This window comes from Burkholderia sp. NLJ2 (assembly GCF_049487195.1).
Lineage (GTDB): Bacteria > Pseudomonadota > Gammaproteobacteria > Burkholderiales > Burkholderiaceae > Burkholderia > Burkholderia pyrrocinia.
Genome location: NZ_CP137808.1, coordinates 3,322,996 through 3,338,193, shown reverse-complemented (window position 1 = coordinate 3,338,193; position 15,198 = coordinate 3,322,996). Strand labels below are relative to the sequence as shown.

Annotated in this window: 17 protein-coding genes; 12 read left to right on the top strand and 5 right to left on the bottom strand. The window is 65.7% G+C overall.

Annotated elements, in window-relative coordinates:
- Nucleotides 1-171 precede the first annotated feature (171 nt).
- Nucleotides 172-1,050, top strand: coding sequence for a diiron oxygenase (locus R9B84_RS15380; protein ID WP_011353352.1), 879 nt, complete (start codon nucleotides 172-174; stop codon nucleotides 1,048-1,050).
- Nucleotides 1,051-1,223: 173 nt separating this feature from the next.
- A complete protein-coding gene (gene rfaE2 / locus R9B84_RS15375; RefSeq protein WP_423758586.1) occupies nucleotides 1,224-1,709 on the top strand; it encodes a D-glycero-beta-D-manno-heptose 1-phosphate adenylyltransferase in 486 nt (161 codons plus the stop codon).
- Between the two features lie 16 nt (nucleotides 1,710-1,725).
- Here the strand turns inward: rfaE2 and R9B84_RS15370 are convergent, their stop codons facing one another.
- The 3 genes from R9B84_RS15370 to R9B84_RS15360 form a co-directional block, all read right to left on the bottom strand.
- Nucleotides 1,726-1,968, bottom strand: coding sequence for a hypothetical protein (locus R9B84_RS15370; RefSeq protein WP_423760010.1), 243 nt, complete (start codon nucleotides 1,966-1,968; stop codon nucleotides 1,726-1,728).
- A 235-nt stretch (nucleotides 1,969-2,203) separates the two neighbouring features.
- Nucleotides 2,204-2,992 (bottom strand): type III pantothenate kinase, encoded by a 789-nt coding sequence (locus tag R9B84_RS15365; RefSeq protein WP_423758585.1) that lies wholly within the window; start codon nucleotides 2,990-2,992, stop codon nucleotides 2,204-2,206.
- Complete coding sequence (locus tag R9B84_RS15360; protein WP_423758584.1) at nucleotides 2,989-3,909, bottom strand: biotin--[acetyl-CoA-carboxylase] ligase; 921 nt, start codon at nucleotides 3,907-3,909, stop codon at nucleotides 2,989-2,991. Before R9B84_RS15360 ends, R9B84_RS15365 begins: the two co-directional genes overlap by 4 nt.
- A 240-nt stretch (nucleotides 3,910-4,149) precedes the next feature.
- Between R9B84_RS15360 and R9B84_RS15355 the strand changes: the two genes are divergently transcribed.
- From R9B84_RS15355 to R9B84_RS15325, 7 genes are all read left to right on the top strand, one after another.
- Nucleotides 4,150-4,905 carry a PAAR domain-containing protein gene (locus tag R9B84_RS15355; protein WP_423758583.1) on the top strand — a complete coding sequence of 252 codons (756 nt, stop codon included), beginning with the start codon at nucleotides 4,150-4,152 and terminating at the stop codon, nucleotides 4,903-4,905.
- Entirely contained in the window at nucleotides 4,902-5,456 is a 555-nt protein-coding gene (locus tag R9B84_RS15350; protein WP_423758582.1) for a hypothetical protein, read from the top strand. The genes R9B84_RS15355 and R9B84_RS15350 overlap by 4 nt, the downstream gene beginning before the upstream one ends.
- Entirely contained in the window at nucleotides 5,449-6,123 is a 675-nt protein-coding gene (locus R9B84_RS15345; protein ID WP_423758581.1) for a M35 family metallo-endopeptidase, read from the top strand. The genes R9B84_RS15350 and R9B84_RS15345 overlap by 8 nt, the downstream gene beginning before the upstream one ends.
- A gap of 7 nt (nucleotides 6,124-6,130) precedes the next feature.
- Nucleotides 6,131-6,541, top strand: coding sequence for an OmpA family protein (locus R9B84_RS15340; protein ID WP_423758580.1), 411 nt, complete (start codon nucleotides 6,131-6,133; stop codon nucleotides 6,539-6,541).
- A gap of 352 nt (nucleotides 6,542-6,893) precedes the next feature.
- Complete coding sequence (locus R9B84_RS15335; protein ID WP_423758579.1) at nucleotides 6,894-7,211, top strand: T6SS effector amidase Tae4 family protein; 318 nt, start codon at nucleotides 6,894-6,896, stop codon at nucleotides 7,209-7,211.
- A gap of 921 nt (nucleotides 7,212-8,132) precedes the next feature.
- Nucleotides 8,133-8,315, top strand: coding sequence for a hypothetical protein (locus tag R9B84_RS15330; RefSeq protein WP_047899137.1), 183 nt, complete (start codon nucleotides 8,133-8,135; stop codon nucleotides 8,313-8,315).
- A 32-nt stretch (nucleotides 8,316-8,347) separates the two neighbouring features.
- On the top strand, nucleotides 8,348-8,857 hold the full coding sequence (locus R9B84_RS15325; protein ID WP_423758578.1) for a hypothetical protein: 510 nt from the start codon (nucleotides 8,348-8,350) through the stop codon (nucleotides 8,855-8,857).
- 41 nt (nucleotides 8,858-8,898) lie between these two features.
- Here R9B84_RS15325 and R9B84_RS15320 read toward each other — a convergent pair whose 3' ends face one another.
- On the bottom strand, nucleotides 8,899-9,744 hold the full coding sequence (locus R9B84_RS15320; RefSeq protein WP_423758577.1) for a tetratricopeptide repeat protein: 846 nt from the start codon (nucleotides 9,742-9,744) through the stop codon (nucleotides 8,899-8,901).
- Between the two features lie 8 nt (nucleotides 9,745-9,752).
- Nucleotides 9,753-11,822 (bottom strand): bifunctional 2',3'-cyclic-nucleotide 2'-phosphodiesterase/3'-nucleotidase, encoded by a 2,070-nt coding sequence (locus R9B84_RS15315; protein ID WP_423758576.1) that lies wholly within the window; start codon nucleotides 11,820-11,822, stop codon nucleotides 9,753-9,755.
- 310 nt (nucleotides 11,823-12,132) lie between these two features.
- Between R9B84_RS15315 and R9B84_RS15310 the strand changes: the two genes are divergently transcribed.
- From R9B84_RS15310 to R9B84_RS15300, 3 genes are read left to right on the top strand one after another with little or no spacing between them, the layout of a single operon-like run.
- Nucleotides 12,133-13,257 carry an MlaE family ABC transporter permease gene (locus tag R9B84_RS15310; protein WP_423758575.1) on the top strand — a complete coding sequence of 375 codons (1,125 nt, stop codon included), beginning with the start codon at nucleotides 12,133-12,135 and terminating at the stop codon, nucleotides 13,255-13,257.
- On the top strand, nucleotides 13,254-14,165 hold the full coding sequence (locus tag R9B84_RS15305; protein ID WP_423758574.1) for an ABC transporter ATP-binding protein: 912 nt from the start codon (nucleotides 13,254-13,256) through the stop codon (nucleotides 14,163-14,165). Before R9B84_RS15310 ends, R9B84_RS15305 begins: the two co-directional genes overlap by 4 nt.
- Before the next feature lie 27 nt (nucleotides 14,166-14,192).
- Nucleotides 14,193-15,122: an MlaD family protein gene (locus R9B84_RS15300; protein WP_423758573.1), complete on the top strand. Its 930-nt coding sequence runs from the start codon at nucleotides 14,193-14,195 to the stop codon at nucleotides 15,120-15,122.
- Nucleotides 15,123-15,198: the final 76 nt, after the last annotated feature.

The following is a 15,198-nucleotide window of genomic DNA, read 5'->3' as shown; positions in this document are numbered from 1 at the left end:
CCCAACGGCGGCGGCGCGGCCGCTCGGCTGCCGGACGCGGAATCAGCGTCCGGTCGGTCGGTTTCACGCGTAAAATTACAGTCTTGGCTGCAAAAAGCGCGCTTGGTGCGCCTTTGCGGCAACAGTCACGTTTAGAGAAGTCGCATTGCGCAGAACAGGGGTGGGACCATCATGAACACGATGCTTTATCCGGAACTTTACAGGTCGCTCGAAGCTGTCCGCTGGGACATGGAGAAGGACATTCCGTGGGACAAGTTCGACGCTTCGCTGCTCACCGACGAGCAGGCGAAGACGATCAAGATGAACGCGATCACCGAATGGTCGGCGCTGCCCGCGACGGAAATGTTCCTGCGCGACAACCAGCACGACAGCGATTTTTCCGCATTCATGAGCGTGTGGTTCTTCGAGGAGCAGAAGCATTCGCTCGTGCTGATGGAATACCTGCGCCGCTTCAAGCCGGAAATGGTGCCGACCGAAGAGGAACTGCACGCGGTGCGCTTCCAGTTCGACCCGGCGCCGCCGCTCGAAACGCTGATGCTGCACTTCTGCGGCGAGATCCGCCTGAACCACTGGTATCGCTGCGCGGCCGACTGGCACACCGAGCCCGTCATCAAGCAGATCTACGAAACGATCTCGCGCGATGAAGCGCGCCATGGCGGCGCGTACCTGCGCTACATGAAGAAGGCGCTGAACAACTGCGGCGACGTCGCGCGTGCCGCGTTCGCGAAGATCGGCGTGCTGATGGCGTCGGCGCGCCGCACCGAGAAGCCGCTGCACCCGACCAACCTGCACGTGAACCAGGCGCTGTTCCCGCGCGATACCGTGCAGTCGCGCTTGCCGGATCCGGAATGGCTCGAGCGCTGGCTCGACGAGCAGATCCGTTTCGACGGCGAGTGGGAAAAGAAGGTCGTCGAGCGCATCCTGCACAACCTGTCGATCCTGTTCGAGCGCACGTTCGCGACCGCGCAGGAACTGAACCGCTATCGCAAGGAAGTCACCGGCCGCCTGCAGGCCGAAAGCGGCCCGTCGTCGGCCGCGCAGCCGGCCTGAGGCCCGGCAGGCGCCGCAGCCGGCGGGAGTCGCGCCGGCCGCGTTGCGCCGTTTCGCGTCCGTTGCATGAAGCCCGCCCGGCCGGTCCGGCGGGCTTTTTATCTGGCGCCGCCGCCGCGTCCTGCCGCCGAGTTTGCCGTGCGCGCCATCGTTCATTCCGTCCGATCTCCATCATGTCCGCCACCTTCGAACGCAAGCTGATCACCCGCGACGCCCTTGTCGCCCTGCGCGCGTCGCTGCCGTCGCCCGTCGTGTTCACCAACGGCGTATTCGACATCCTGCATCGCGGCCACGTCACGTATCTCGCCGATGCGAAAGCGCTCGGCGCATGCCTGATCGTCGGTGTGAACTGCGACGCGTCGGTGCGCATGCTCGGCAAGGGCGACGACCGGCCGATCAACCGCGAGGACGATCGCGCGGCGTTGCTCGCGGCGCTGGAAAGCGTCGATTGGGTCGTGACGTTCGAGGAAAAGACGCCGGTGTCGCTGATCGAGGCCATCCGTCCGGACATCCTCGTGAAGGGCGGCGACTACGACATGGATGCGCTGCCGGAATCGGCGCTCGTGCGCAGCTGGGGCGGCCGCGCGCTGGCGATTCCGTTCGAGCACGATCGCTCGACCACTGCGTTGCTGAAGAAGGTCCGCGCGCAGCAGTCCTGAGCGGGGCCTGGCGCCGTCAGGGCGCGGACGCCGCGAGCGGTGCGTCCGTGACGGCCGGCGGCGCGATCGGGCCGCCGACGACGGGCTGGTCGGTTGCGTGCGCCAGCGGCGTCACGCGCAGCGCGTCGGGGTGCACCTGCCGCGACAGCACCCCCGGTTCGCGCGGGCCGGCTGCCGGCAGCGGCCCGAACACACCGCGCGCCACCACGAACGCAAGCATGTTGGCGAGAAAGAGAACAGCGATCAGCCAGCGCAGCATCGTCGACACTCCTTTTCGTTGTTCAGTCGTTACTCGGATCGGCCGAATGACCGGCCTTTTCGTCGTTTCCGTGACTGTTCGCAACAGTCAGGCGACGCACCTGTGACCTTTGCAGCGCGGCCGGCCTGCCGTGTGTATCGCCGCCGCGGTGCGCATCCCCACCGTCACTGCGACGAAGCCCTGCATGGGCATTCGTCGAGACCCCCGCCGCGACGGCGAAGCCGGCAAATTTCTGTCAATCCTGCGCGGTTGCTTCCGCGGCAATCAGCGCGAGCCCGGACAGGATCAGCGCGTCGTGCCGCGTATGCGGGACCGTCAGTGCACGTGCGACATCGTCCGCCGCGCCGCCGGCCAGCACGAGTCGCACAGGCGCCTGCCACGCGTCGGCAAGATCGCGCCACGCGCGTTCGATCAGCCCGGCCTGCGCATACAGGCAACCGGCCGACAGCGAGCGCGGCGTATCGACCTGGAACGGCTCGGCCTGCGCACCTGCGAGCAGCCCGCTCGCGATGTCGGTGGTCAGCGTCGGCAACTGCGCGGTGTGCGTGCCGAGGGCGCGCATCATCAGCGCCCAACCCGGCGCAATCAGCCCGCCCGTAAAGCGGCCGTCCGCGCGCAGCGCCTCGAGCGTCGTCGCGGTGCCGAACGTCGCGATCAGCAGGTGCTCGCCCGGAAAGGCCGCGTGTGCGCCGATCAGGCCGGCCCAGCGGTCGCTGCCGAGCTGGGCGGGCGTCGTATAGCCGTTCGTCACGCCGCATTGCGCCGGTCGCGAGCGTATCGTCGTGCGCGGGAGGCCCGGCCAGCGGACGTCGAGCAGCGCGTCGATCCGTGCGGCCACGTCGGCGCCCGCGACGTTCGAGATCCATGCGCCGCGCGGACGCGGCAGGTTCGACCAGTCGGGATCGGCGCCGCCGTCGCGCGTGTGGCCGAACGCGCCCGTGTCGACGAGCGTGCGCTGCGCGTCGGCGAGCGCCCACTTGATCCGGCTATTGCCGGCGTCGATCAGCAGATGCGGCTCGCTCATTGCGCTTCGCGCAGCGACACGTCGCCGGCCGCGATCGCCTGCACGCCGTTCGGCGTGTCGAGCAGCAACTGACCGGTCGCATCGATGCCGGTCGCGATGCCGCGCGCGCGTTCGACGCCCTGTTCGAGCAGCACGACTTCGCGCCCCGCGTACGCGTGCAGCGCGTGCCAGCGCGGCACGAACGGTGCGAGCCCATCGGTGCCGAACTGCGCGAGCGCGGGTGTGAGCGCGTTCAGCGACGCGGCGAGCGTATCGGTGAGGTTGGCCGATGCGCACGCGATCGACAGCGCGGCCGGCGGCAGCCCGCTCGCGAGCGTCGCGTCGCGCGCGCGCAGCGCGTCGACCTGCGCGGCGACGGCTTCCGCACCGCGCACGTTGATGCCGAAGCCGATCACGACGGCGGTCGCGTCGGCGGTGGTCCAGACGGTTTCGATCAGGATCCCGCCGAGCTTGCCGACGATGCGGGGGGTGCCGTCGTCGGTAGCCGTCAGCAACAGGTCGTTCGGCCATTTGAGCGCGACGCGCGTGCGGGCGTCGAGCGGCAGCGTGGCCAGCCCTTCGGCGAGCGCGACACCGATCGCGATGCTGAGGCCGCCGAGCGCGTCGACGGGGCGCGGCACGATGCAGCCGACCGAGCACAGCAGCGCGTTGCCGGGCTGCGCGAACCACGGGCGGCCCTGCCGGCCGCGGCCGGCCGTCTGCTCGAACGCAACGCGCACGAGCGGCGCGGGCAACGCGGTCGCACTGCGCGGCAGCGCCTTGAGCCGCGTCGCGACGTCGGCGTTGGTCGAGCCGGTGGCGGCGACGATATCGAGCGGCCACGCACGCGGCGCGGCGTCCAGGTGCGCCTCGAGCCGGTTGCGCGCGATGTGCGCGTCGCCGGAATCGGGCGTGTCGGAGGAGGTGGGGGCGTTCATGGTGGCTATTGTAGCGACAGGGGGCGGGGGCGCGTCGGGAAGCCGGGGGAGGGCAGCGGCGTCGCAGGATGTCGCGGAGCTGTGAAAAGGGGGCCTCGTTCCGATCGCGTGGGCGCTGGGGCCGGTCAAGTCGAACGTGAGCGCAAGCGCCCTGTTGAGCTGGTTGGCACTTGAGCCGGGCCATCCTTTCGTGCGTAAACATACCCAAACGAGTCTTATTGATAAGGATTTCGAATTTGTATGATTGATTCTCCTTTCTCGTTTGCGCAAATTTCGTGTGGAGCAATCCTCACCCATTTGTCGAGAAAGGAGATCCCGATGAGTAACGAGCGGAAGGCACCGACCCATCTTTTCGCCACCATTGGCGCGCTTACGGAGCGGGGCGGGCGCGTGACCAAGGCCAGCAGCGGGTTGACGGTCATAGGGCTTGCCGTTGCCCGCGTCGGCGATATCGTGACATATGAGGATGGCAGCGAGGCTGTCATTACGGACGGCGCAGGCAAGTACGCGATTGACCGCGGCCAGCCCTTTGCGCTCGTGGGCAGTCGATTGAGCAACGGCGACTGCATTATCGAAACGCTTCAGCGCTCCGGGGGAATTCGAGTGCCCGCAGGCGCAACCGTCGACGGCTTGTTTGACTCCACCTATGTGCCGCCACCCGCGCCGCAGCGCTATCGACTGGCGGTACGTGGAGCGACGACTGTGCGGGGTGGCGTGCTGCGCGAAGCAACCGGCACGTGGGATACAGGCATTCGGATCGGCAAGGCCGGTGTCGTAGGCGATCTGGTCCACTATGCAGATGGTTCGACTGCGCAGATCGTCAGCGGGCTCGGGCTGGCGGATAACCGCGACTTCAAGCCGCTTGCTTTCGTTGGTAGCGAACTGGATAACGGCGACATCATTACGGACAGCCCGGAGCGTGAAGGTCTCGTCTCCGTCGACACCTTCACGGTTGTGATGCGTTCGGTTGTGACGCGCGGAGGTGACGCCGAATGATTCGCTATTTTCTCGCCAAAGGCGACCGGGGCGGCAGTGCGGTGATTACCGAAGGGCTCGAGGATGTGACCTGTTCGGACCCGCCGCCGAGCGTGAATATCGCCACGCTTTACATGAAAACCTACTGCGCGGCCTGCAATCAGGAAGGGTTTATCTCACCGGAAGGCCCGCGCTGGCCAGGCACGGGGTCGAACGGCCAGCAGTGGGCACTGAGTGGCGATATCAACGTCTGTGGATGCAATCCGCCACCCATCTTTTATGCTGAACGCAACATGATGATGACCTTTGAGTCCGAGCAACCGGCGGCGCTGATGGGAGGTAGCCGAAGCGAACTCCACTCGTCGTCGGCAACTAGCGTCGAACATGACGAGCAATATGTGTTGCGCAACGCGGAAACCGGTCGACCGTTGGCTCGCATGCGATACCGCATATATATCGAGTCCGGGCGGGTGTTCAGCGGCGTCACCGATGCGACCGGCCATACGCAGCGCGTGACAACAAGCGGTGCAGAGAACCTGAGAATCGACATTATCGAGAACAACAATGTCTGAAAGTGATTACGAATACGTGACTGTTCACGACTCAGCCGTGACGAACACCACGCCGGGTTCGAAGGTTGAATTGTTCCTGGCGCTCAACGGGCCGCCGATTTGCAAGAACATGACCGACGCCGAATTTCGCAAGAGGGTTTTAACGCTGCGCGACGAAGCTGTAAAGGTGATCGCTCAACGAAATCATGAACTATCTGCATGGAAGGCGCCAGCGCAAGCCAGAGTTAGGGAATGGTTCGGGACAGCCGACGAGACAACTCGTGCAACCCTGTTGAGCGGACTGGCGGCACTTACAACGGTAATGAATGGGCTAACCGCAAGGAACTTTGTTCGTTCCGATCCCGAGCTTGACAGGGCATTAGGGTGCACTCCAAACACCAAAAACTTGGCTGGCGAAGTTGCACATGTCTGCGGCCCGGATACGGCAACACATACAATTTCGATTGATTCGAAGTTCTGTGAGCTACCGGACCGAAGCGCGGGTACACTTGCCTCAATGCAACTCACGATTGTCCACGAGTGCACTCACTTTGCCGATACGTTCGGATCACTTGACTACAAGAACACGTATGGACAGTTCCTCGGTAGACGCCTTGCGAAAGAAGAGCCGAAAATGGCAGTCAGGAATGCGGACAATATTGCTTGGTATATTTTGTGTGTCGATTAGTGTTGCTGTGTCCTGTTTTTCTGGAACGGCTTTCGCATGTAGTTTTGCGTTGCAGTATGGTGGCAAGGTTGAGCGCGGTATTACATCTATTTCGAACACCGACCGAGTCGAGCTTGCCAATCTGCTGATCACCGTCCGTGATAGTGTGGCGAAAGACGGTCCTGTCGTAATTTACGGGTTCGCAGACGAAAACGAACATGATGCGATTACCGTTGCGCGTCGCCGAGCGGAAGCTGTTGAGGAATATCTCTTGAGTCTCGGAATTTCGCGGGACCGAATTAACATCGATACAAAGATCTGGCGAAACGATTCGCTCATTCTACCGAGCCAGCGTAACCAGATCGAGATCGAGTTCATTCCCGCCTGTTCGCCTGGCCGCTGCGAGAGTCCTTGCGGCGCGACCATGCACCGGCAGTAAAATTGACGGTGATGGCCGCGCATCTGGCGCGGCCATTTGTTTTTAGGCCCGGCTTACATGGACACGCAAGTGCTGGCAGCCCACGTCCTGCTTAATCACGGCCTTGTTCTGCTTTCGTCTGCAGAAACCGGCACCGCTGCACACGGGCGCCTGCCGGCTGCACGCTGCGTGTTTCGGCGGGTCGCCCGGCAGCGACGCAGGCGAACCGAACCGGAGCGCGCCAGTCCATTCTCGTCGTTGCTCCATCGAGGGAAAAGGCGATGAGCAAGCCAAGCCGCTTGGTGGTCAGTCGAGCATCGGACGAATCCCGCTGAGCGGTAAGGCAACCGCTACGCGCCAACGAACTCGGGGAATGGTTGAGGCTGCAGCCTTTTGCGGGCCTGGGGAGGGCGGAAAACGTCACTGGGCCGGACTGGGAGCTGAGGGTCAAGGCCGCACCGGAATCATTATGTTTGACGGCTACTGGGCGCGTGAGGGAGAAGCTACGGAAAACGCTAGCGGAGGGCACATTTACCTGTGGAATGGGAATCGACTGACGATAAGCAGTCCATTCAATATATTCGCGACAACTGGTCGCTTGCTAGGACGACATTCGTTCAGACCAGGGCATGCATTCGGTTGGTCGGACTTGAGAAACTCGAGGCGTATCCTGTTTTGGGAAGTTCGATGAGGCGGATAGGATTTGCTGCAACTTTTGCGGCGCTTGGGCTTGCTAGTCTATGGTGGTGGTCCGCTGCCGATGCCGAAATCTGTTGGCGTTTCCCGCAACTTTATGTTCCAAGCGGTTGCAAGGAGATCGGGGCATGCGCAGTTGGTTTTTGGGATGGGGTGGTATTCCTTGCCGCTATTTTAGGGCCGTCGATCGCATTTGGTGTTGTAGCAGTGTTCTTTGCCGGGAAACGGCGCCGCTGGACACAGTGGGCAGTGGTGGCGGGAGGGCTTGTCGCGGCGCACTGGTTTGTCATGCTCGCTTTCAGACTGATATGAAACACGTTCATCAAGAGCCGTCGAGACAGTTCTGCTCGCAATACTCAGAATTTTCGTCGATGGGCCGAAATTGTTGAGAACGGTAATTGGGGCGATTGCTGGCGCGATCATAGTCACGCTTGTTTGTTGGGGAGGCTTATATTTGTTTGGCGTATTGGCTCTTCACAGGAAAGGAAGTCTATTCGATGCCCCCCCAAGTCGCGAACCTGTTTTTTGCTGGTTGGTTTATGTCCGTGGTTGTGGCCTCGGTAATTGGCGGCTGGCGCGGGCATGTATGGGAACGAAGTCGGGCAAGAAAATAGCGGAAGGCGTGACAATTCATGCCGACGTAGGGCCGCCTTGTATTTGGTTGGGATGTTCGATCAGGCCGGGGACTGGACGACGACTCGGCTCGCACAGCAACGCAAGCGCTTGCACCTGGCGTCCTGCATTACCACAACCTCATCACCGCTATCGTTTGCGGAACCCAGCGTCGTGATAGCACCGGCGCGGTCGTCATCTTGATATTCCCGATCGGCGAGGCTACGTTCGATATATCCAGTCCGGCTGCCCGCGCGGCGAGTGCCAGCGCGTCCTCGTCGTTGCTGCATCGAGGGAAATGGCGATGAACAAGCTTCATTCGTGTTCGAGCCTGTCCAGTCTGTTCGAGCGCTTTCACCGCAAGACGACCCGGATCTCCGACGCCGTCGGGCACCCGATGACGCGCGCCTGTCGCCGGCTGATGGACTCGCTTGCGTCGGCATGGTCGGCGGTGCGCTCGGGTATGTCGCATACGCACCGGCACTGACGCGGCGGCGGACCGTTTTCAAGGAGGTGGCCATGCAACTCCACATGCATTCGCACCATTACGAGCGCCGCATTCCGGTGTGGCGAGCCGCCGTGATCGGCGGGTGCGTGGCCGGTGCGGTTTTCCTCGTCATCCAGGTCGTCGCGGCGGCAATCATCGGACACGACGCGTGGGCGCCGCTGCGCATGATCGCGGCCATCTACTTCGGCGACGACGCGCTCCCGCCGTCAACCACGGTCGAAGTGGGGACGCTGCTGGCGGCGCTGGGCGTGCACTTCGCGTTGTCGATCGTATTTGCGCTGATCCTCGCCGTGATCATCGCGTGTTTCAGCCTGGATTCGAGCGTCGGGATGGTCAGCGTGGCGGGGGCCGTATTCGGCGTGCTGCTGTACGTCGTCAACTACTACGGCATGACTCAGTTGTTCCCGTGGTTCGCCGACGCGCGAGGCTGGGTGAGCGCGCTCGATCACATCGTCTTCGGACTGATCGTCTCCGACGCGTACATGCGTCTGGAACGACCCGCGCAGAGCGGCGCCGCCTGACGGGATGCCGCGACGGCGCCCGGCCAGGCGGCAGGGGCGCATCACGGCGCGACGACCGGGTGCTTCAGCGCATGCGCGGTCTCGATCCACTGCGCGTGGAATTCGTCCGCGTCGGGCCGGAGCCCCAGTTCGCCGTTGCGATAGGCCATCGCGAGCGTCTGCACGGCTTCCGGCAACTCGTGTTCGGCGGCCCGGCGATACAGCGCGAGCGCGCGCGCCTCGTCGCGCGGCACGCCGCTGCCGTCGCGGTACGCGTTCGCGAGCATGAAATCCGCGGCCGGGATGTCGGCGCGCGACGCGATGTCGAACCAGTGCGCGGCCTGCACCGGATCGGCGGCGATGCCGTAGCCGCTGCGATAGATCAGCCCGAGGTAATACGCGGCGGCCGGATCACCCTGCTCGGCCGCTTCGCCGAGCAGCACGCGTGCGCGTGCGTAGTCCTTCGGGATGTCGCCGCTGCCGAGCAGCAACGCCTTGCCGAGCGCGAGCTGCGCGCGCCGCGCGGCCGGCGCGTCGGCCTTGCCGTCGGCCTGCGCGGCGGTTTCCAGCCAGCCGCGCCCCTCGTCGCGCAGCCCCGGTTCGCGCGCGTCGACGAGCGCGATGCCGAGCGCCGCCTGCGCGGCGCCCGACCCGCGCCGCGCGAGCGTGCGCAGTTGCGCGAGTGCGTGCGGCTCGGTGGCCTGCGTGACCATCGCCTGCCACTCGTCGAGTTGCGCGGCACTCGGCGCGGGGCCCGCGCCGCGCAGGCCGGTCGCAGCCACCACGGCCGCGACGGTCACGGCCGCCGCCGCGAGCAGCGCGGCCGGCGGGAGTTTCGCGCGCAGCAGGCGCCGCGCGGCGGCGGCGAAGCCGGTTTCGGCCGGCCGCATCGTCCGGATCGGTTGCATCGCGTGTCTCATTGCGTGAGGTCGATCTCGTAGGTGGCGAGGTTCTTGCCGGAGCCGTCGTCGGCCGCGACCTGCGTGATGCCGGTCAGGCCGGCCGCCGCCGCATCGCCGAGACGGTTCGGCGCGGACGCGAACTGCACGTGCGCGACCGAGCTCGCGAGCTTCGTGAAGCGCCAGCTGCGCTGCGCGCCGTCGGCTGCGCGCGTGATCGCGCCGCGCTTCTTGATGAATGCGATCAGCACGTCGCGGTTCGCGTCGGGCGACGCGAAGATCGTCTTGCTGCCGTCGAGGCCCGGGAAATTGCCGCCGCCGCTCGCGCGGTAGTTGTTGGTCGCGACGATGAACTGCGCATTCGGGTCGATCGGCGCGCCCTTGTACGTCAGGTTCCTGATCCGGCTGCCGGCCGGCTGCGTGACGTCGATTTCATATGCGAGATCGGCGGACGTGAACATGTCGAAGTTGTAGCCGGGGAAGCTGCTGACGAGCTTCTGCACGGTTGCTTGCGTCGGGTCGATCCGGTTGAAGCGCTTCGCGGCGGTTTCGAGCCAGTTCTTCACGTCGGCGCCGCTCACCTTTACCGCGTACACGGTGTTCGGATACAGGTACAGGTCGGCCGCGTTGTTGATCGCGAGCGCGCCCGGCGCGACGTCGGTGTAGTCGTTGCCGCCGCCGAAGCCGCTCTTGAACGGCGCGCTGACCGACAGCACCGGCAGCGACGCGTATTGCGGCAGGTTCGCCTGCACGTAGGTCTTCACGTAGTCGGCCTGCGCCTCGTTGACGATCTGGATCGCGCCCGGGTCGCCGACATCGGCGAAGTACGCGTTCATCCGGTAGTCGGTCGAGCCGATCGGCGTCTTCACGTAGTCGATCGTCGCCTGGTGCTCGGCGGCGATCGCCGCGGACACCGACGGGTCGGCCGCGACGTAGGTCTTGTCGGCGTTCTGGATCGGCCGCGCCTCGACGGTCGTCTGCGACTTGTCGACGCTCCACGTCTTGCCGTCGAACTTCAGCCCGAGCTTGATCACGCCGAGGTGCTTGCCCCAGTAGTTGGCCATCACGGTCGGCACGCCGTTGACCGTGCCCTTGACCTTGTCGACGCCCGGCAGGTTGAACTGCGACACGGTGCTGTTCGCGTCCGGGAACACCTGGTGCGAGTGGCCGATCAGCATCGCGTCGATGCCGGCTACCGTCGACAGCCACCAACTGCCGTTCTCCATCGTCGGCGTATACGCGGAATTGTCGAGGCCGCCGTGCGAGATCGCGACGACGAGATCGGCGCCCTTCGCGCGCATCTCGGGAATGTACTTCTCGGCGGCTTCCTTCAGGCCGGTCGTGTAGACCTTGCCGTCGAGCCAGCGCTTGTCCCAGCTCATGATCGCGGGCGGCGTGAAGCCGATGATGCCGATCTTCACGGGCGCGCTGACCGTCTTGCCGTCCGGCGTCGTCGCCGTCACCGTGCGGGTCAGGATCGTGTACGGCGTGAACAGCGGCGCGTTGGTCTTCGCGCTGATCACGTTCGCGAGCACTTGCGGGAAGTTCGGGCCCGCGCACTTCTTCTGCTGGGCCGGAGCGGGCAGGCCGTCGACCTCGAACGTGTTGCCGGTCACCTGCGACAGGTACGGCAGCCCGTAGTTGAACTCGTGGTTGCCGATCCCGCCGCCGTCGAATTTCGCGGCGTTCATCACCTTGTAGATCGCGAGCGTCTGGTCGCAGCCGATCGGCTTCACGAGCGCCTGGTAGTCCGACAGCGCGGTGCCCTGGATCGTGTCGCCGTTGTCGAGCAGCAGCGTGTTCGGGTACTGCGCGCGCGCCTGCGCGATCAGCGTCGACACGCGCTCGAAGCCGAGCGAATTGTCGGCGGCGAGCTTGAAATAGTCATACGACAGCACGTTGGTGTGCAGGTCGGTCGTCTCGAGCAGCGCGAGCGTGGCCGTCGTGCCGACGGGCGCCTGGGCCTGCGTCTGCGACGAAGGCGGGGATGTGACGTCGTCGCCGCCGCAGCCGGCGAGGGCAAAGGCGAGGCTGGCGAGCGCGGCGACGGCCGGTACGCGGCGGCGGGAAAGCGGGGGGAAACGCATCGGTTGTCCTGTTCGGTTTTCTGTTCTGTTATGGCGAGGTGCGCAACGAAATGGCGGCGCGGGGCGCCGACGGCCTGTGGTGCGGCGCGTGAGAGTATCGAAAGGAAACGTGACGGAAGAATGAAAGGCGCTGACGCCGGCAGCGGGCCGCGACGTGCGGCGGCCTCCGGGCAGGTCCGGGCCGGGCGCCCGCAGCCAGGCGCTCCCAGCGAGGCGCTCCCAGCTAGGCGCCCCCACCGAAATCCTCACGTCGCGGCGCCGGGCGGTTCGCTACAATGACCGCTGTCATCCTTTTGCAAACAACCCGCCCTTGGACTTCGAGACTCCTCCCGGCCTGTCGGTCGACGCCGGCGGCCAGGGCCAGACGGTGCGCCTGACCGGCCAGTGGACCGCAATCGCGCTCGCGCGCAACCGCGGCGCGGTCGCGCGCCGCGTTGCGAGCATCGCGTCCGGGCGTGTGAGCGAATGGGATCTGTCCGGCATCGAGCGACTCGACCACGTCGGCGGCCAGGCGCTGTGGCGCGTGTGGGGCCGCAAGCTGCCGGCCGGCGTCGCGCTGAGCGACACGCAGCGCACGATCTTCGAGCGCATCGAGCGGCTCGACAGCGGGCGCGAGGCGCCCGAGCGCGTCGTGCGCTTCGATCCCGTCACGCGGTTCGGCCTGGCGATCTTCACGTTCGGCGAACACCTGCAGGGCGGCATCGCGATGTTCGGCCTCGTGATCCTCGATGCGCTGTCGGTGCTGCGCCGCCCGAAGACGATGCCGTGGAAGGAGACGTCGGCGAACATCTACAGCGCCGGCGCGCAGGCGCTGCCGATCACCGCGCTCGTCGCGTTCCTGATCGGCATCGTGCTCAGCTACCTGTCCGCGCAGCAGCTGCAGATGTTCGGCGCGAACCGCTACATCGTGAACATCCTCGGGCTGTCGGTGATCCGCGAGCTCGGCCCCGTACTGTCGGCGATCCTCGTCGCGGGCCGCTCGGGCTCGGCGATCACCGCGCAGATCGGCGTGATGCGCGTGACCGAGGAGCTCGACGCGATGCGCGTGATGGGCATCCCGCACGGGCTGCGGCTGGTCCTGCCGCGCGTGCTCGCGCTCGGCGTCGCAATGCCGCTGCTCGTGATGTGGACCAACATCATCGCGCTGACGGGCGGCGCGCTCGCCGCGAAGCTCGTGCTCGGGATCGACGTCAACTATTTCGTGCGCTCGCTGCCGGGTGTCGTGCCGATCGCGAACCTGTACATCGGCGTCGGCAAGGGTGTCGTGTTCGGCATGCTGATCGCGCTGGTCGCCTGCCATTTCGGCTTTCGGATCAAGGCGAACTCGCAGAGCCTCGGCGAAGGCACGACCACGTCGGTCGTGTCGTCGATCACGGTCGTGATCCTCGCCGACGCCGTGTTCGCGATCCTGTTCCAGAACGTGGGGCTCGGATGAACACATCGAACGATTCGGCGGCCGGTGCCGCGCCGGCCGATGCCGCGTCGGTCGGCACACAGCCGGCCGCGGCGGAGGCCGGCGACCTCGTGATCGAGGTGCGCAACCTGACCAAACGCTACGGGCGCAACATCATTCACCAGAAGCTCGACTTCGACGTGCGGCGCGGCGAGATCGTGTCGATCGTCGGCGGCTCGGGCTCGGGCAAGACGACGCTCGTGCGGCAGATCCTCGGCCTCGAGCGGCCGACGTCGGGCACGATCAAGGTGTTCGGCGAAGATACGGCGACGATCGACGACGCGACCGCGCGATTGATGCGCACGCGCTCCGGGATGCTGTTTCAGCAGGGCGCGCTGTTCTCGTCGATGACGGTGTTCGACAACGTCGCGCAGCCGCTGCGCGAGCTCGGCCGCGTGCCGCCGGACCTGCTGCACGACATCGTGATGCTGAAGCTCGAGATGGTCGGGTTGCCGTGCAAGCACGCGTCGAAGATGCCGGCCGCGCTGTCGGGCGGGATGGTGAAGCGGGTCGGCATCGCGCGCGCGATCGCGCTCGAGCCCGAGCTGCTGTTTCTCGACGAGCCGACGGCCGGCCTCGATCCGGAGGCGTCCGACGAGTTCGTCGAGCTGATCGCGACGCTGCACCGCACGCTCGGGCTGACCGTCGTGATGGTGACGCACGATCTCGACACGATGGTCGCGCTGTCGACGCGCGTCGCGGTGCTGGCCGACCGCAAGGTGCTGGTCGCCGCGCCGGTCGAGGAGGTCGCGAACGTCGACCATCCGTTCATCCACGAATATTTCCTGGGGCTGCGCGGGCGCCGCGCATTGCAGGCGTTGCCGCCCGAGCGGCGCGCGAAGCTGCCGAAGGCGGCCCTCGAACCGGCGCTGTCGAGCGTCGAGCTGTAGGCGAGGCAAGGAGCAAGGAATCCGCGAATGGAAAACAAATCACATGCGTTCTGGGCCGGCCTGTTCACGATCGCGCTGACGCTCGCGATCGCGGGCACCGTGTTCTGGTTCAACGTCGACCGCACCGTGCGCGTGCCGTACGACCTGCTCGCGCGCACCAACGTGACGGGGCTGTTCCCGGACGCGGCCGTGCGCTTTCGCGGTCTCGACGTCGGCAAGGTGCAGTCGATCGGTTTCGATCGCACGCATCCGGGCCAGATCCGGATCCGGATTCTCGTCGACCACGATGCGCCGATCACGCAGTCGACCTACGGCAGCCTCGGCTTCCAGGGTGTGACGGGCATCGCGTTCGTGCAGCTCGAGGATACGGGCCGCGATTTGTCGCCGCTGCCGTCGACGGCGAAGAAGATCGCGCAGATCCCGATGCGACCGAGCCTGTTCGACCAGATCCAGGAGCGTGGCGACGTGCTGCTGCGGCAGCTCGAACTGGCCGCGAAGAGCGCGAACGAGCTGATGTCGCCCGAGATGCGCGAGCAGTTGCGCGCGACGGCCGAAAGCCTGCAGCACGCAGCCGATGGCGCGACGACGCTGTCGAAACAACTCGCCCCGGCCGTCGCCGCGCTGCCGCAGACGATGCACGAGGTGAACCGCACGATGGCGTCGGCGAACACGCTGCTGCAGCCGAACGGGCCGCTCGTGTCGAACCTGAACAAGGCCGGCACGGCCGCCGAGCAGGTCGGCGTCGCGCTGAACGATCTCAACGCGCGCGTCCAGTACGACACGCTGCCGCGCTTCAATGCGCTGGCCGGCAGCGTCGGCGACGCGTCGCGGCAATTGAAGGACGTCGCCGGTGATCTCGGCCGCAACCCGCGCAGCCTGTTGTTCGGTTCGCCCGGCGCGTCGCCGGGGCCCGGCGAAGCGGGCTTCGTCTGGCCGGGTGCGACGGCCGGGAAGTGAAGCGGGCCGGAAACCCGTCGATCGTCCGGCCGGAAACGGCCAGGCAGTGACGTCCATCGAAACCGGAAACATCATG